Origin of the sequence: Paenibacillus sp. P32E (assembly GCF_001909085.1) — a bacterium.
GTDB classification, from domain to species: domain Bacteria; phylum Bacillota; class Bacilli; order Paenibacillales; family Paenibacillaceae; genus Paenibacillus_AQ; species Paenibacillus_AQ helianthi.
Map to the genome: position 1 here is coordinate 42,177 of NZ_LVYY01000005.1, position 16,459 is coordinate 58,635.

A 16,459-nucleotide genomic window follows, 5' to 3' on the forward strand; every position below is an offset into this window, starting at 1 on the left:
TTTAGTGATTTCGGGAACCTTTCCATTAGAATTGAGGTCATATCAAGTGAGGTGAAGAACGTTGGAACTGGGATGGGAATTGGAACAGCATCAGCTGGCGCATGCAGCAGTCATGAGCGAAGAGCAGCTGAGGAGGATTATGGGTTTTTACGGCGATGATATATGGAATTATATTTATTACCTCACCAAAAGCGCCGATATGGCGGACGATCTGGCACAGGAGGTATTTATTAAATGTTATTACCGGATCGGAACCTACCGGGGTTCCTCTTCCTTGAAGGCGTGGTTGTTCACCATCGCAAGGAACACCGTATTCTCCCACCGCAAATCGCGGTTCTTCCGGTCGGGGCTCTGGGGCGGTGTACAGACCATCACAAAAGCGGAACCCGCCAAGAACAGCTTCCCTGATGAACGGCTGGGAACGGTCCGTTCTGCGGAGATGGAGTACCTCGGCAACCGCCGGATGGATGAGATCTGGAGTGTGATCCTGCAGCTTCCCGACAAGTTCCGTGAGGTGCTGGTGCTGGATCTGAAAGCGGAGCTGACCATTCAGGAAATCGCCGGATTGACCGGACTCTCAACGGGAACCGTCAAATCCAGGCTGCACCGCGCGAGACATAAAGTCCAGGAGGAATTAAGGGGGATGGAATCATGAAGGAGCGGGAGCCGAAGTGGTATGAAGAAGCGCGGAACGGTCCATTCCGGGAATCAAGGTTCACGGATGCGGCAGCCGATAAGGTCATTATGCGTGTGCGAAGCGGTGCGCCGGGACCGGAACGGGCAGGCCAAAAGCTGCGGCGAAGCTTCATAGCGGCTGCGGTCATTCTGCTGCTGGCCGTAGCCGGAGCGATCCTGCAGCAGAAAGGACTACTGGGGGAAGGCAGACAGGCAGGCTTGTTCTACCAGGAGGTGAAGACCCCCGACCTCACCGATGCCGGATTCCGCAAGACAGCCGAGCGTGTAATGCAGGAGCAGCTTGGGAAGAAGCTGTCTTTTGTGGGGCTGGAGCGGATGGATGAAGCGAAGCAAGCCGCTATTATTTTCAGGGCAGGTGAGGATGCGGCTACGGTATGGATCAGCACGGAAACAGGGCAGGTGCTGCGGATGTACATGAATGCTTCGTTTCTCCCCGGAGAAGCGGATGCAAATCTCTTACGGACAGCCAAAAAGACTATACAGGAAATAGGCTATCCGAGGGAATTTAAGATTAGTAGGGTACAGCGCTTCGTACAGTCTGGATTAAAGGTTGAATCCGGGATTCAGGTACAAGTACAGGACAGTTTTATCGGCAATGAGGGGCAGATTGATTTTTTGAATAGAAAGTTCGACCGTGCTGTCTTTAATGTAAGCCTGGATCTATTCACTGAAGAAGTGAATCAGATCGGCCTTAAGGCACTTCAGCATCTAAGAACCAAAGGAACTGATAGACTGATTAGAGTGACCCGGAACATTGGCGGAGGCAAGGATGAGCTCGTACTAGATTATAGACAGGGGGACCTGTCCTCCTCTTTCTTTACTATGGGTAGCGTTACTATGGATTACTACACACATGCGGTAAAAGGAATGTCTGATATGTCGTTGTTCATTCCTAAGTCACAGGATTCCGGACAGCTTGCTGAGCAGGATCAGAAGCTGCTGAATATGGATGATGCTAAGCTGCAGGATACGGCGGCAGCTGTCGTTAATGGGGTCTTTGGTATTCGTCTTCAGGAATACAAGCTTGAGAAAAACATGAAGACGCCGGGGATTGTTACGTTCAGAAGCGTAGGCAAAAAACATGCAATTAAGGTTTCTTATAATCTTGACGGGGCGGTCTATAATGTACAAGAAGCCGAGATAAGCTAATCGAAATGCGTATAAGAGATAGTTATATGAGGATGCGAGCCTTTACGGGCCTGCATCTTTTTTTGTTAATACGGGGATTAAGATATTCCCCTATATAAAGCTGTTCCAACTTGTGATTCAGGATTGATTTGCTATACTAGAGAAATGTGATATTTTACAGAAAAAGAGAATTGGGTTTACAAAACATCTAGAAGCTAAGAGGGGAAGTTATGAACGAGAGTAAGCCTGTGCGGGTAGGGGCACATTTCTATATCGTGGCGGGGCTGATCTGGCTGAAGCTGCTGCTGCTGCGGTGGCTGTTTTTTGACCGGATTGCCTGGGAATGGATCGCCGCGGATGTGGCACCGGTGCTGCTGTTGATGGGAATTGTGGCCCTGGTCCTTCCGGCCCGGCTAAAGACAGGTGTCTACTGGGTAATCAACGGCCTGTTATCGCTGCTGCTGTTTGCGGCCAGTGTCTATTTCAATCATTTTGGCTCGGTTCCAACGTATCTGGCCCTGTATGAGCTGAATCAGGTCTTTCAGGTAAAAGAGAGTGTAGAGTCTACGATCCAGATTGTGGATTATCTGTTTTTTGCGGATCTTGTGGTCGTAGTGGTCTATAGGCTATTCCACAGATGGAAAAGAGGGGCGGCCTTTTCGCCGCGCCGCTATGTCTCGCCTGGCGCACGGAGAGCACAGTGGATCGTGATACTGGTTGCGATTATCGGCGGCGGCTCGTTGTCAGCCTACTCCATTCACGCGGCTCGCGGAATTACCAACGAGCTGGTGCAGGCGGAGAGCACGGGCTTCCTGAATTATGAGGTGTTCGCAGCAATAAAATCCCAGGAGGACAACGGCCTCATCGGTACTGGGGATATCCACGAAACCATTGCCAAGGTCGACGCACTCGAGGCTTCTTATCCCTACAGCAGCAAACCTACGGGAACGGTTCCCGATGATTTCGGTTCGCAAAAAGGGAAGAATGTAATTGTTATTCAGATGGAAGCCTTTCAGAATTTTCCGCTGCATCAGTCGCTGAACGGTCAGGAGCTGACGCCGGTGCTGAACGGTTTGGCCGGGGAAGGCTTTTATTTTCCGCATGTGTACCAGCAGATTGGGGCGGGCAACACCTCGGATGCCGAGTTTATGAGCAATACCTCTATTTATCCGATTGCTTCGCTGGCAATGTCCACAGGCTTCGGAGACCGGGTGCTGCCGAGCCTGCCGCGTCTTTTGCGGGATAAAGGTTATGAGGCGTATACGTTTCATGTGAACAAGGTCGGCTTCTGGAACCGCAACGAGCTGTATCCGGCGCTGGGCTTCAATGGTTATTATGACAAGAGAGCCTTCAAAAATGACCATTTCAATGCCTTCGGCGCTTCCGACGAGCAGCTCTATATTACGGCCGTTGAGAAGCTGGCTGCATTGCAGTCCAAGGGAACGCCATTCTATGCCCAGCTGGTGACGGCTTCCAGTCATCATCCCTTTAAAATCCCGGATGCCTTCAAAAAAATCACCCTGCCGGACAAATTGCAGAATACTATGCTGGGTGACTATCTGACCGCTATCAACTATACAGATTTTGCTATAGGAACACTTATCGAAGGACTGAAGCAAAATGGGCTCTGGGACAACACCGTGCTGGTGCTGTATGGTGACCATTTTGGGCTGCAGCCGCAGGATGTTCCTCCGGAGCAGGTGGAGGACGCCCTCGGAATTCCTTACGATTCGCGGATCAGCCGCTTCAATATACCGCTCATTATCCATGCGCCGGGAATGTCAGAGGGGAAGGTTGTAGAGCGCACCGGAGGGCAGCTGGATATTTTGCCTACCCTTGCTAATCTGCTGGGGGTATCGCTGAAGCAGGAGGGATTCACGGCCTTCGGGCATGACCTGCTTAATATTGACCGCAACGTGGTGGGGATGCGCTATTATTCGCCGACAGGAACTTTTTTCAATGATAAGATTATGTTCGTGCCGGGCAAGGGCTTCGAAGATGGCGAGGCAGTATCGCTGGATACGCTTCAGCCTGTGGCGGATTACAGTCAATATCAGAGTGATTATGATTATATTCTGAAGCTGATGGGCTTATCGGACGAATATGTGAAGCTGCTTCCGCAGCGGTAAGGGAGAAAAGATGAAACGATTATTCAAAGCAGAGCATCTCATTGTCCTGGCGGGTTGTGGTCTGATTATTTATTTGCTGTTTGTGCAGCCGTTCGTGGGGGTTGCCGACAATGGCGATTTCAAGCGGATGATGAATACCATAGGACTGGATTATTATCATGCTGCGGAAAGCTATGCCGACCGCTTTTTCAGCTTCAGCCATTCCAGATTTTCCTATGAAAATTTGTTCCAGGGCTTCTATCCTTCCTCGCAGATTGTGCTGGTGCTGGTGCCAAGGCTGCTGGCCGGGCTTGTGCACGGCAGTTATTTTGATATCCGCCTGCTGGCGGCGGTGTATGCACTATTGCTGCTGGCGGCCACCTGGCTGACCGTGAAGGTAGGGGCGCGCAGCTCTTATATTACAGGTCTGCTGCTCGGTGCAGGAATGCTTGTTGTATTTTACGATATCGGGTACCTGGCCTACTTCAATTCATTGTTTGGTGAGCCGGTGTCGATGGTATTCATGCTGCTTACCTTTGCACTGGGACTCAGGCTGGCCCTGCAGGAGCGGCCGACAACCAAAGGCCTGACGCTGTTTTTCATCGCTGTCCTGTTTCTGATCTGCTCCAAAATCCAGAATGCGCCGGTCGGCATCGCCTTCTCCCTGATCTTTCTGCGGTTTATGACACTGAACGGGACGGGGAACTGGCGGAAGCTGGCTAGACGGTTCGCGGTGGCGGTGTGTCTTGTCTCTGTGATGATATATGTGGCCGCACCCAAAGAGCTGAAGCATATCAACCTCTATCAGACTGTATTTTTCGGGATTTTGAACCAGTCCCCGGATGTGAAGGGGGATTTGCGTGAGCTGGGCTTACCGGAGAAGCTGGAAGTGCTGGCGGGAACCAATTATTTTGAGGCTGGTACGGCTATCAAGCAGGATGATCCTTCGCTGCAGGCGGATTTCTATGACCGGGTGTCCCATAAGGATGTGCTTTTCTTCTATATTGAACATCCCTCACGGCTGGTGGACGGTATGAAATTTGCTGCCCGGAACAGTATGGATCTGCGACCTTATTATCTGGGAAACTATGAGAAGTCGGAGGGTCTGCCAGAGAAGGCCCTATCCTATACTTACAGCACCTGGAGCCAGTTCAAAAGAGAGGTTCTGCCGCATTCGTTAGGCTTTTTGGCTATATTCTATCTGCTCTATTACGCCGGAGTTCTCTTTGAGTATTTCCGCAGCCGGGAGTTGCGTGGACGGATCGCGGGTGAACTGCTGATGCTGCTGGGTCTGATTGGCCTATTCTCGTTCCTGGTTCCGATTCTGGGTGATGGCCGGGCCGATATCGGGAAGCACTTGTTTCTGTTCAACGTCTGCTTCGATATGATGGCTGTGGCGATGTTCGGCTGGCTGGTCCACAAGCTTGTTCAACTGGTGCAATCCATGCTCGGGAAAGACCGCCGCTATGGGCGATAAACAACATCAGGCACGGATTGAACAAGCGAGAAAAGAAATGCACACCTTGGCCTTGGAGCATGGGATCCGGCACCCCCGGGTGCTAAGCCAATCGGTGAAGCTGGATGCCCTGATCAATGAATATATTGATTGTCGGACTGCTGATGACGAGAGACTCCTGGAGAGAGATTCATAGATTACAATACGGAAAATAGGAAAGACACTTGTACAGGTATGTTCTATCTGTGCAGGTGTCTTTTTGTGTTCTCCAACTTCAGTCGTCTGCCAGCAGTTCGCGCAGCATCTTCCCGCGGTCGTTCATGAACGCCTTGGTTACGGTATAGTGCTCTGTGTCTTCCAGGGCTACCTGACGGATACCCTCGCCCTCCAGCAGATAAATCTCGGAACCGGGATAGGACATTAGAATAGGGGAGTGGGTGGCGATGATAAATTGCGAATGCCGCTCCACCAGCTCGTGCATTCGCACCAGCAGTGACATTTGCCGCAGCGGTGAGAGAGCCGCTTCCGGCTCATCGAGAATATAGAGGCCTTGTCCCCCAAAGCGGTGGACAAAAGCCGCGAAAAATGATTCTCCATGCGACTGCTCATGCAGCGACTTGCCGCCGTAGGAATTGGAGATCTTGTTGCTTCGTACCCCCGGCACCTCAGGACCACCGTCCAAGTCGTCAATATAGGAGGCTACATTGTAGTAGCTCTCCGCGCGCAGAAAGAAGCCGTCCCGCGGGCGTCTCCCCCCTTTGGCAAGCCGCAGGTACTCGTACAGGCTGGAATGCGAGGAGCGGGTGTTGAACGAGAAATTGAGTGTGCCGCCTTCCGGATTAAACCCCCAAGCCGCAGCAATACCCTCCAGCAGCGTGGATTTCCCCGTTCCGTTCTCTCCGACAAGAAAAGTAACCTGTTTCTGAAAAGCAAGTTTGCTGAAGCTGCGGATCACTGGCAGATCAAACGGGTAGGCCTGAAAGGAAGGGACCCGTTCACGCAGCAGCTCCGCATGGCGGATATAGAGCATGGCATTATCCATCGCAACCATTGTCCCACTCTCCCAACCTTATTATTAGTCTCTCACTTGCTTCCATAATTGTAGCCCGAGTGGAACCATTCTGCAAAGGTTCGGGCATCCCGGGCGAAAGACAGGGGGCATATGCCAATTTCGGCCGGATACAGACAGATGTCCATGAGGCGGGTGCTGACTCCGCATAAGTTATACTGTCTTGAGAATATGACGGGGCAGGGTGAAAGCCGTGAAATCAAAAAAGAGAAGAGTGCCTCCACGGGATTACCGCGACGGTTATCAGGAAGGCTACCGTCTCGGCCTGTGTGAAGCCGTGAAGCGCCTGAATTCTCCGGAGGCAGGAGCATGCCGGCCGTTCAAGCTGATGTATGTTCCCCAGGGATTTCAAGCGATTGATACGGGGGTAACGGAAGCACTGGGACAGCTCGTTAGTGAACTGATCATCAGCTCACCGGAAACGATGCTGGAAATAGCCGCCCGCGAGTCGCCCGGAGCCGTGCTGGTCATGAATGGTCTGCATGTGTTTCCTGAGAATCATCTGGAACAGATCACGGAGATACGTAAACTGGGTATTCCTACGGCAATCTGGTTTGTGGATGATCCTTATTTTACGCAGGATACATCGGTCATTTGCCAGCATTATGACCATGTTTTTACACATGAACTGGGATGTGTGGAGTTCTACCATGACCTGGGAGTAGGCTCTGTACATTACCTGCCGCTCTGCGTCAATCCGCAGATGTTCTATCCCCGCCGCACAGGTCCGCAGTATCAGTACGATATTGTGTTCATCGGCAATGCCTTCCGCAACCGGACGGAGCTGTTCGACGAGCTGGCTCCGTTTCTCCGGGGCAAGAAAGTGCTGATTGCCGGAGGCTTCTGGGAGCGCCTGAATACCTTTGAGGAGTTGTCGCCTTTTATTAAAGACGGTTTTATCCCTCCGGAGGAAACAGCCAATTATTACAGTGGTGCGAAGCTGGTCATTAATATTCACCGCCCATGGGAAGGCGGGCAGGATAACCGGAACACCTTCCAGCTATCCTCCCGTTCAATAAATCCCCGGACCTATGAGATTAATGCCTGCGGGACGATGCAGCTAACCGATGTCCGAGAGGATCTGGGCAGTCATTACCGTCCGGGCAAGGATCTGGAGACCTTTGCAGGTGCCGACGAACTGAAGCACAAAATCGAATACTATCTGGAGCACGAGAAGGAGCGCCGGCAGTTCGCTCTACAGGGGCTGCAGACCACGCTTCGCCATCATACTTTCCTTGCGCGTCTGCCCTATCTGCTGAATGTCCTTACCTCATAAGTCTGAAATCCAATATAAGGAGCGAATACCATGAACAATAATTTTATCATGCCGGCACCGCCGCTGCCACGGACGCCAGCGGAAGAAGAGAAGCTGCGTGGCCGTCTGACCGGCTTCAAGGTTGGATTTGATGAAGGCTATCTGCGGGGGAGACTTACGATCCTGGATGGACGCCCGGAGGAGCCGCTTCCGGTCCGTAACATCCATGTAATGTACGTGGCTTCGGGAAAAGGATATCCTTATTCGCCGCTTGACGATGCAGTACTCTATGCCCTGCAAAAATTGACGGCTAAGGTCACGATTAGCGATGTGCGTCAGAATCTGGTGGAGCTTGCGGATACGGAACGCCCCGATCTTGTGCTTGTTCTGGATGGAATGGATCTGCCGCTTGATCAGGTTGCAATTCTGCGCAGCAAAGGCATCAAGACAGCGATCTGGCTTACAGATGATCCGTATTATACAGATTTCACTATAAAAATCGTAGCCCATTACGATTATGTGTTCACCTTGGAGCAGAATTGTGTGGAATTCTACCGCGGTCTGGGATGCGCTGAGGTGCATTATCTGCCCTTTGCCGCCCACCGGGAACATTACCGTCCAACGACAGGCCGGTCATCGGTCAGCCGGGATATCAGCTTCATTGGCTCGGCGTACTGGAACAGAGTTCATTTCTTCCGTGAGATTATGCCGGAGCTGATGAGCTACAACACCATTATCAACGGTATTTGGTGGGACCGTCTGCCGGAGGCACCCCTGTATGGGGAACGCATTGAGATCGGCAAATGGATGACACCGCAGGAGACGGCGGTCACCTACAGCGGCTCCAAAATCGTCATTAACCTCCACCGTTCCCATATCGATGAAGCTGTGAATAACAACACATTATCGATCACTGCCGCTTCACCTAACCCGCGCACCTTTGAAATTGCAGCCAGCGGAACGCTGCAGCTCAGTGATGCGAGAGATGATATGGGCTCTTTTTATAAAGTAGGGGAAGAGATCGACACGTTCTCAAGCCCGCAGGAAATGATGGAGAAAATCCGCTTTTACCTGACTCATGAAGAGGAGCGCTGCGCCATGGCTCTGCGCGCGTTTGAACGGACGCTTAAGGATCACACGTATACCAAACGGCTGAATCAGCTGTTGACTGTGATTTACGGATAGGCTGTACAGAGTACAGGAGGAAATGTGCGTATAACCGGGGACAGGTGTCGTGCCGGCATTTGTTCCTCCTCAATATACTACTGGAGTACCGGGCTTTGGCGCTCTTTCGCAGTACTCTGCGGCAGGCGAAGCGGGCCCTTCCGCATACGATGAAGCGGATGCTCCGAAGCGAGTTTACCTGCGAAGAAGTACCATGTAGCATTGGCTCCGTAAAACTAAGCGGATGCTTCCGAGGCGAGTTTTCCTGCGAAGGTATGAACTGTAAGTAATGCTCCGTAAAACTAAGCGGATGCTTCCGAGGCGAGTTTTCCTGCGAAGGTATGAACTGTAAGTAATGCTCCGTAAAACTAAGCGGATGCTTCCGAAGCGAGTTTTACTGCGGAGGTATGAACTGTAAGTAATGCTCCGTAAAACTTTTAGGAGGTGAATGGCGGCTCTACAGCCTTGCAAGGAGCGCCGACACACCATGGCCGACAAAGCGACAATCGTGCTTTTTTCCCATGTATCCAATACACGCAGCATTACCGGCGCGGAGAAGCTGCTGCTGTTCTTCAGCCGGGAGCTGTTACCGTATTTCAACTGCATTCTTGTGGCACCCCAGGAGGGTAAGCTGACCCGGCAGGCGCGTAAGAATGGACTGAATGTGCAGCTGCTGCCGATTCCGCTGGTCTACGGGATATACACTCCTTATGCCGGCCTGGAGGCAGATATCCGTAAATTTCAGGAAAGTCGTGAATACGGCGAGCTGCTAGACTGGCTTACCGGGCTGCGTCCGGCTTTGATTATTTCCAGCACCTGTGTTCATGCTTTGCCGGCGATGGCGGCGAAATCACTGGGTATTCCGGTGGTGTGGAAGATTACAGAGACGATCACGGACAATGAGTTCACTCCCATCAGCACGGGGTTGATTCACATGAATAGTGATGAAATTCTGGCCATCTCTCACACGGCTGTGGCCTGTTTTCCTGAGGATATCCGCGAGGGGAAGGTGACACAGCTTCCTCCGTCCTGGAATGAAGCAGAAATGATGTTTGAAGCCTGGAGCAAGCTGCGGGGCGAGCGCCGCCGTGAACTGCGAATTGCGCCAGCGGAGCCGCTGCTCGGCTATATTTCTTCCTTCATTAATAAAGAAAAGGGACTGGAGCATTTCATCAAAATGGCTGTTCTTGTATCGGGACAGCATCCTGAAGCGAAATTCATCGTGGTCGGCACACCCGGAGATAAAAGCTACTATGAGCGTTGTGTACGCAAAGTCAAGCTGGAAGGCCTCACTTCCAAATTCAAATTCATCGGTTACGAAGAGAGTCTTCCCGACATCTATTGTGCTATGGATATACTGGTCGTCCCCAGCCTGATCCGCGAGGGTTTCGGGATGACTGCCCTAGAAGGAATGGCCTTCGGCAAACCGGTGGTGGCCTATGCCTCCGGCGGCTTGTATGAAATTCTCCATGCTGCCGGATGTGAAGGCCTGCTGGCGCCGGTGGGGGACATTGACGTACTCGCACAGCGGGTGAACCTCCTGCTGGCGGAGCCAGGTCTGGCTGCTGTGATCGGCAGCCAGGCCCGGGAGCGCGTTGACGCGGTCTACGGACCGGCGGCGTACCGCGCCCGGCTGCTGGGCCTCGCGGAGAGGTGGCACCTCCGCTACTGCTCCGCGCTGCCAGATCCTGCTGGCGCACCGGAGCCCCCCGCTGCCGAAGCTTCGGACAGCGGCGAACCCGCCCCGCCGCCGCCGCCGCAGCCGGAACCGCCGCAGCCAGAACCGCCGCAGCCGGAACCGCGGCGGCGGGGCCCCGGGAGCCGCGCTGCACGGCTGCGGCGCGGCAAGCTCCGGCGCGGCAGGCTCCGCCGCGCCAAAACCCGGGCGCGCAGCCGTAAGCGCCCGGGCCGGAAGCGGCGCACGGCTGCAAGCGTGCGCCGGCGGGGCAGCGGCGGCAAGCACCGCCGCGCGGGCCATGCACGCCGCCGGGCGAAGCGGCGGCGCAAAGCGGCCTAGGCACGCCGCCGAAGAAGGCGTGCGCCTGAGCCGCTGCGCGCCGCATGTGCGCAGCAGCCTGCAGCCGCGCCGTGCACGCAGTAACGGCAAAAATGCCGTTACATCCACATCCGCCATCGCGCGCTGCATGCGCCTAACAACGGCAAAAATGCCGTTACATCCGCCATCGCGCGCCACACGCACCCAACGGCAGAAATGCCGTTATTTCCACCAATCGGGCGCTATACGCACCCACAACAGCAAAAATGCGGTTACTACCGCCGCCCGCGCGCCACACTTACCCAACAACGGCAAAAATGCCGTTATTTCCACCAATCGGGCGCTATACGCACCCACAACGGTAAAAATGCCATTACTACCGCTGCCCGCGCGCCAGACACTTACCCAGCAACGGCAAAAATGCCGTTAATTCGGCGCCCACAGGTAAATAAGTGGAAAAAGTGAACTTATTTCTCGCTGAAATCACCAATTATAGGATTTAAGTGGAAAAAGTAAACTTAATTTGGTGGTATGACCTAGAAAATAAACAAAAGGATTGAATTAGTTATACTTTTTCCACTTTGATTGCGGAGCGCATGACATTCGAGCAACTTAGTGATACTTTTTTCCACTTAATCATTCGCCGGTGCTCCAAGGAGATACGTAACGGTTTACACAAACTTCTTACTACCGCACCTGCGCGCCACACGCACCCAACAGCAACAATGCCGTTACCGCCGCCCGCGCACCCACCAACAGCAGCAATGTCGTTACTACTACCGCCCGCGCGCCACACGCATCCAATAACGGTACATTCGCCACCGGTGCACCAAATGCGCCTAACAACGGCAAAAACATCATTATTCTCAGCCACCCTGGCGCCATAAGCGCCGCCACTCAACACCAGTCCGCCGCGTTCCTGCGGCAGGCTAACCTCAAAGGGGAGTGAACCCATGAAGATCATGACGATTTTGGGCACACGGCCCGAGATCATCCGCCTAAGTGTCATTATTCCGCTGCTTGATGAGCATGCGGAGCAGCATGTGCTGGTGCATACAGGACAGAACTTCACTGCGAGCCTCAGCGGTATTTTCTTTGCTGAGCTGGGGCTGCGGGCACCGGATTATGTGCTGCAGGATAAACAGGCGGGATTTGGCGGGCAGCTTGCCGCCATGTTCGGGAGCCTGGAAAGCATCCTGCTGCAGGAGCAGCCGGACCGGATTCTGCTCCTGGGGGACACGAACAGCGCGCTGTGCGCCATCCTTGCCGAGCGGATGGGGATTCCTGTAGTGCATATGGAAGCGGGCAACCGCTGCTACGACCTGAAAGTGCCGGAGGAAAAAAACCGCCGTCTCATAGATGCTGTTTCTACCATAAATATGCCCTATACCCAGCAGAGCAAGCGGCATCTGCTCAGCGAAGGCTTCCCCGGCCAGCGCATTGTATTAACCGGAAATCCGATTCACGAAGTGATTACCCGTTATGAGCAGCAGATCGGGGCCAGCGATATTCTAGCCCGGCTGAACCTGACAGCAGGCCATTACTTTCTGGTTACTGCGCACCGTGCAGAAAATGTGGATGATCCCGAATCACTCCTGCAGATCATGTCCGGACTGAACCTGGTGGCAGAGCATTTTGGCATCCGCCTGATCTGCAGTATCCACCCCCGTACCCGCTCCAAGCTTACGGAGCAGTTCAAGCTTGAGATGAACCCGCTGGTGGAATTCCATGAGCCTTTCGGATTTTTTGATTTTGTCCATCTGGAACGGTACGCCTTGTGTGCGATCACCGACAGCGGAACCGTACAGGAGGAATGCTGCCTGATGGGAGTGCCAACCGTAACCATCCGCCGGACCACCGAACGTCCCGAGACGGTGGATTGCGGCAGCAACGTTGTGTCAGGAGTGGAGCAGGACAGTATATTGCGCTGTACCCGGCTGATGACGTCACTGAGCCCTGAATGGGAGGCGCCGGAAGGTTATTTGACCCCGGATGTCTCGGTTAAGGTAGTCAAATTTTTGCTTGGAGGGAACCTGCATGTTCAATAATAAAAGGATTTTGGTGACAGGCGGAACCGGTTCCTGGGGGCATGAACTCATCCGGCAGCTTTTGCCGCAGAACCCGAAAGAGATCGTTATTTTCTCCCGCAGCGAGTCTGCGCAAGTGGCAATGAGCCGCGAATATGAAGATCCCCGCCTCAGCTTCATTATCGGGGATATCCGTGACAAGGAGGCTTTGATAGCGGCTTGCCGCGGTGTGGATTATGTCTTTCATCTGGCGGCGCTCAAGCATGTTCCAGTCTGCGAAGACCAGCCGTATGAAGCGCTCAAGACCAATGTGGTCGGCACCCAGAATGTGATTGAAGCGGCTGTTGCATGCAATGTGGAAAAAGCCATTTACATCTCTACCGACAAGGCTGCCAATCCCTCCAACTTCTACGGTATGACCAAAGCCATTGGAGAGAAGCTGTTCGTCTATGCCAACCTGCTGGGCTCAAATACCCGGTTCGTAACGGTGCGCGGCGGCAATGTGCTGGGTACCAACGGCAGTGTGGTCCATCTGTTCATGAAGCAGATCAAGGATAAGGGGCAGGTACGGATTACCGATATGAAAATGACCCGCTTCTTCTTCACCCTGCGCGACGCCATCACCTTGCTGTTTAAGGCCTCCGAGGTTAGCCTCGGCGGGGAAATCTTTGTCATGACCATGCCGACCTGCCGGATCGTAGATCTGGCCGAAGTACTGATTGAAGCATCCGGCAAACCGGATGTGAGCATTATCGAAGCGGGTATCCGGCCGGGAGAGAAGATCCACGAAATTCTGATGAGCGATTTCGAGAGCCAGACAACAGTTGTCTACGATGAGCAGTATCTGGTCATTCTGCCTACACTGGATATGCCTGAACTGAAGGCTTATTACAGCAAATATCCGCATGTTTCCTTCAACAGCTTCAGTTCCGAGAACAACCTTATGAATCAGGAGGAGATCAAGGAAATCCTGATCCGGGGAGGGTTCCTAGAGTGAAGCTGCTTATTCTCGGCGGAAACGGTATGGCGGGTCATATGCTGGCGGATTATTTCCGCCGCCAGGGCAAGCATCACGTCTTCCATACAACCCGGGACAAGAGTGATCTTGGCGGGCTGTATATAGATGCAGATGATATCGCCGGAGTTGAAAAGCTGGTCGAAATTGTCTCTCCCCATTGCATAATCAATGCGCTGGGCGTGCTCAATCAATTTGCCGAACGGGATCCAATCGGCGCCTACCATGTGAACGGGTTTCTGCCCCACCGGCTGCGCCGTGCTGCGGACAGCATTCATGCCCGGCTCATTCATATCAGTACCGACTGCGTGTTCGAAGGAACACGCGGCGGTTACACAGAGGACGATAAGCCTGACGGCACATCCGTATATGCGATCACCAAAAGTCTTGGAGAAGTGCGGGACCCCGGACACCTGACCATCCGAACCTCCATCATTGGTCCGGAAATCCGCCCTTCGGGCATCGGACTGATGGAATGGTTCCTGGCCCAGAAGGGACCCGTATCCGGCTACCAGCGGGTAATGTGGAATGGGGTCACCACCCTGGAGCTGGCTAAAGCTGTAGATTCATTGCTGGACTCTGAGGTTTCAGGCCTGATCCATCTGGCCCACCCGCAGCCGGTCAGCAAATATGAGCTGCTGCGGCATATGCAGGCAGCATTCGGCAAGGAGGATGCCGAGATTATCCCCGAGTCTGCACATATTCAGGACCGGACCTTGATCAGCACGAGAGCGGATGTTCAGGTGAAGCTGCCTTCGTATCCTGAAATGCTGGCAGAGCTGGCGGCATGGATGAAGCAGCCGGCGATGACGACATGAAGGAGCGGAGGCTGCTGATTACCGGAGCATCCGGATTTACCGGAAGGCATGCGGTGGCTTACTTTCATGCAGCGGGTGCTGAAGTGACAGCTGTGGTACGGAGCTCTGCAGCTGCCGGTATCTTCCCGGCGGGTGTGAAGCAGCAGGTCTGCGATTTAAGCGACCGCAGGGCTGTCAAGACGATGATTGATGAGGTCCAGCCGGATGAAGTGCTGCACCTCGCCGGCAAAAACTCGGTGCCGGAGTCCTGGCGGGACCCGCTGCTCTATATGGAAATGAACGTGATGTCTACACTGTATTTGCTTGAGGGATTGCGTACCCGGCCGGCCCGCCGTATTCTGGTGGCCGGCTCCCGGCTTAAGTTCAAACCGGGCAATGCGGAAGGTCCGCCACACCCCTACAGTCTGAGCAAAACCCTGGAGGAGCTGGTGTCTCTTGCCTGGTGTACCCTGTTCCAGCAGCCTGTGCTGCTTGCGGAGCCCTGTAACCTGATCGGTCCTGGCCCATCAACTGGATTTTGTTCCTTGCTGGCGCAGCATATGGTACGGAGTGAGACTGCTGAAAGCATTTCTGAAATACCCCCGCCGTTCAAGCTATCCTCACGGTATGCTCTCCGTGACTTCCTGGATGTACGGGATGCGGTCAAAGCCTATGACTGGATCTTGCGCAGCGGAGAGCCGGGAAAGATCTATAAGATTGACTCCGGCATTCAGCGGGAGCTTGGAGCGGTTGCAGAGCAGCTGCTGGCTCATGCGAGGGTTCCGGTAGGCATGGATTGGGGGCCGGAGAACACCGGAACGGAACAGGCTGCTGCTCCTGCGGCAGCTGCCGTTCCATCTTCAGGATCCGAAACATTAGCTATTCAAGAAGGATTATCCTCATCTTCCGGAGACGATGCTGTAAGTCTCGGCTGGAGTCCGCAGATTGAGTTGTCCCGCTCACTTGCGGATATTGTGGACTATCACCGGGCAAGCAGAGAAGGAGGCGCTTCATGAAACCGAAGGTATCCGTGGTGATTCCCTTTTTCAATTGCCCTTATATCGAACAGGCGCTGCAAAGCGCTTTGAACCAATCCTGGCAGCCCTATGAGATCATCGTTGTCGACGATGGCTCTACCATGCACGCAGACCGGATTACGCCTTACCTCCCGCACATTCACTATTTGGGCAAGGCCAACGGGGGGACTGCGTCTGCCCTGAATCACGGAATCCGTCATGCCTCGGGCGACTATGTGGTCTGGCTTAGCTCAGATGATATGTTCTACCGCGACAAAATCAACAACCAGGTGCTGTTCATGGACCAGAACCGCCTGCTGATTACCTACACCAACTTTAATTATATCAACGAACACTCACAATTGACTGGGCTTAACGCGGCTGCGGTATTCCCGAGCCACCTTGACTATTTACGTTGTTTTTTGCAGGGTAACCCGATTAACGGCTGTACAGTGATGTTCAAACGTGAGCTGTTCGGTGCCATCGGGCTGTTCGATGAGTCGCTGCCCTACACCCATGACTATGACCTGTGGTTCCGCTCGATTCTGAACGGATATCCGCCTGTCATGCTGAATCAGTCTCTGACCGCCTACCGGCGGCATGATGGGATGGGGACGATTAAGCATTATGATGTCATCATGGCTGAGGCTGCTGTTACCAATGCCCGTTACAGCCCTCTGCTCCGCGGATTAATTGCCTCGATGGGCGGCTGAACAGCGATCCGATCGCTAT

General features: G+C 53.6%; 15 protein-coding genes. 13 read left to right on the top strand and 2 right to left on the bottom strand.

From position 1 onward, the window contains the following. Window positions 1-61: 61 nt before the first annotated feature. The 5 genes from A3848_RS06205 to A3848_RS06225 all read left to right on the top strand — a co-directional run bounded on the left by A3848_RS06205 (window position 62) and on the right by A3848_RS06225 (window position 5,584). Window positions 62-655, top strand: a complete 594-nt coding sequence (locus A3848_RS06205) for an RNA polymerase sigma factor (RefSeq protein WP_256702173.1) — start codon at window positions 62-64, stop codon at window positions 653-655. Beyond that, entirely contained in the window at window positions 652-1,845 is a 1,194-nt protein-coding gene (locus A3848_RS06210; RefSeq protein ID WP_074084095.1) for a hypothetical protein, read from the top strand. Before A3848_RS06205 ends, A3848_RS06210 begins: the two co-directional genes overlap by 4 nt. A 209-nt stretch (window positions 1,846-2,054) precedes the next feature. Then, complete coding sequence (locus A3848_RS06215; RefSeq protein ID WP_074084096.1) at window positions 2,055-3,953, top strand: LTA synthase family protein; 1,899 nt, start codon at window positions 2,055-2,057, stop codon at window positions 3,951-3,953. A 10-nt stretch (window positions 3,954-3,963) separates the two neighbouring features. Continuing rightward, on the top strand, window positions 3,964-5,409 hold the full coding sequence (wsfD, locus tag A3848_RS06220) for a glycan biosynthesis hexose transferase WsfD (protein ID WP_074084097.1): 1,446 nt from the start codon (window positions 3,964-3,966) through the stop codon (window positions 5,407-5,409). Further along, on the top strand, window positions 5,399-5,584 hold the full coding sequence (locus A3848_RS06225) for an aspartyl-phosphate phosphatase Spo0E family protein (protein WP_074084098.1): 186 nt from the start codon (window positions 5,399-5,401) through the stop codon (window positions 5,582-5,584). The genes wsfD and A3848_RS06225 overlap by 11 nt, the downstream gene beginning before the upstream one ends. Before the next feature lie 78 nt (window positions 5,585-5,662). Here the strand turns inward: A3848_RS06225 and A3848_RS06230 are convergent, their stop codons facing one another. Continuing rightward, the gene (locus A3848_RS06230; protein WP_371916082.1) at window positions 5,663-6,439 is read right to left on the bottom strand and encodes an AAA family ATPase; all 777 of its coding nucleotides are present in this window, start codon (window positions 6,437-6,439) and stop codon (window positions 5,663-5,665) included. Window positions 6,440-6,641: 202 nt separating this feature from the next. On the opposite strand from A3848_RS06230, the gene A3848_RS06235 reads away from it, so the two are divergent. The 3 genes from A3848_RS06235 to A3848_RS06245 all read left to right on the top strand — a co-directional run bounded on the left by A3848_RS06235 (window position 6,642) and on the right by A3848_RS06245 (window position 10,893). Next, entirely contained in the window at window positions 6,642-7,733 is a 1,092-nt protein-coding gene (locus A3848_RS06235) for a CgeB family protein (protein WP_371916020.1), read from the top strand. Between the two features lie 30 nt (window positions 7,734-7,763). Beyond that, window positions 7,764-8,897, top strand: coding sequence for a CgeB family protein (locus tag A3848_RS06240; protein WP_083611947.1), 1,134 nt, complete (start codon window positions 7,764-7,766; stop codon window positions 8,895-8,897). 466 nt (window positions 8,898-9,363) lie between these two features. Beyond that, window positions 9,364-10,893, top strand: a complete 1,530-nt coding sequence (locus A3848_RS06245) for a glycosyltransferase family 4 protein (protein WP_074084100.1) — start codon at window positions 9,364-9,366, stop codon at window positions 10,891-10,893. A 544-nt stretch (window positions 10,894-11,437) separates the two neighbouring features. Here A3848_RS06245 and A3848_RS06250 read toward each other — a convergent pair. Continuing rightward, on the bottom strand, window positions 11,438-11,851 hold the full coding sequence (locus tag A3848_RS06250) for a hypothetical protein (RefSeq protein WP_143192346.1): 414 nt from the start codon (window positions 11,849-11,851) through the stop codon (window positions 11,438-11,440). Between A3848_RS06250 and wecB the strand changes: the two genes are divergently transcribed. Genes wecB through A3848_RS06275 form a run of 5 tightly spaced genes read left to right on the top strand, consistent with a single transcriptional unit; the run spans window position 11,826 to window position 16,440 of the window. Further along, window positions 11,826-12,920 carry a non-hydrolyzing UDP-N-acetylglucosamine 2-epimerase gene (gene wecB, locus A3848_RS06255; protein WP_074084102.1) on the top strand — a complete coding sequence of 365 codons (1,095 nt, stop codon included), beginning with the start codon at window positions 11,826-11,828 and terminating at the stop codon, window positions 12,918-12,920. The two genes, A3848_RS06250 and wecB, sit on opposite strands and share 26 nt — an antisense overlap. Continuing rightward, the gene (locus A3848_RS06260; protein ID WP_074084103.1) at window positions 12,910-13,896 is read left to right on the top strand and encodes a polysaccharide biosynthesis protein; all 987 of its coding nucleotides are present in this window, start codon (window positions 12,910-12,912) and stop codon (window positions 13,894-13,896) included. The genes wecB and A3848_RS06260 overlap by 11 nt, the downstream gene beginning before the upstream one ends. Then, entirely contained in the window at window positions 13,893-14,732 is an 840-nt protein-coding gene (locus tag A3848_RS06265) for a dTDP-4-dehydrorhamnose reductase family protein (protein ID WP_074084104.1), read from the top strand. Before A3848_RS06260 ends, A3848_RS06265 begins: the two co-directional genes overlap by 4 nt. Continuing rightward, window positions 14,702-15,727 (top strand): SDR family oxidoreductase, encoded by a 1,026-nt coding sequence (locus A3848_RS06270; protein WP_074084105.1) that lies wholly within the window; start codon window positions 14,702-14,704, stop codon window positions 15,725-15,727. Before A3848_RS06265 ends, A3848_RS06270 begins: the two co-directional genes overlap by 31 nt. Next, on the top strand, window positions 15,724-16,440 hold the full coding sequence (locus tag A3848_RS06275) for a glycosyltransferase (protein WP_074084106.1): 717 nt from the start codon (window positions 15,724-15,726) through the stop codon (window positions 16,438-16,440). The genes A3848_RS06270 and A3848_RS06275 overlap by 4 nt, the downstream gene beginning before the upstream one ends. Window positions 16,441-16,459 lie beyond the last annotated feature (19 nt).

Coding starts and splice junctions, on each gene's coding strand:
- A3848_RS06210 (WP_074084095.1), top strand. CDS start 652: ATGAAGGAGCGGGAGCCGAAGTGGTATGAAGAAGCGCGGAACGGTCCA.
- A3848_RS06215 (WP_074084096.1), top strand. CDS start 2,055: ATGAACGAGAGTAAGCCTGTGCGGGTAGGGGCACATTTCTATATCGTG.
- wsfD (WP_074084097.1), top strand. CDS start 3,964: ATGAAACGATTATTCAAAGCAGAGCATCTCATTGTCCTGGCGGGTTGT.
- A3848_RS06225 (WP_074084098.1), top strand. CDS start 5,399: ATGGGCGATAAACAACATCAGGCACGGATTGAACAAGCGAGAAAAGAA.
- A3848_RS06230 (WP_371916082.1), bottom strand. CDS start 6,439: ATGGTTGCGATGGATAATGCCATGCTCTATATCCGCCATGCGGAGCTG.
- A3848_RS06240 (WP_083611947.1), top strand. CDS start 7,764: ATGAACAATAATTTTATCATGCCGGCACCGCCGCTGCCACGGACGCCA.
- A3848_RS06245 (WP_074084100.1), top strand. CDS start 9,364: ATGGCCGACAAAGCGACAATCGTGCTTTTTTCCCATGTATCCAATACA.
- wecB (WP_074084102.1), top strand. CDS start 11,826: ATGAAGATCATGACGATTTTGGGCACACGGCCCGAGATCATCCGCCTA.
- A3848_RS06260 (WP_074084103.1), top strand. CDS start 12,910: ATGTTCAATAATAAAAGGATTTTGGTGACAGGCGGAACCGGTTCCTGG.
- A3848_RS06270 (WP_074084105.1), top strand. CDS start 14,702: ATGGATGAAGCAGCCGGCGATGACGACATGAAGGAGCGGAGGCTGCTG.
- A3848_RS06275 (WP_074084106.1), top strand. CDS start 15,724: ATGAAACCGAAGGTATCCGTGGTGATTCCCTTTTTCAATTGCCCTTAT.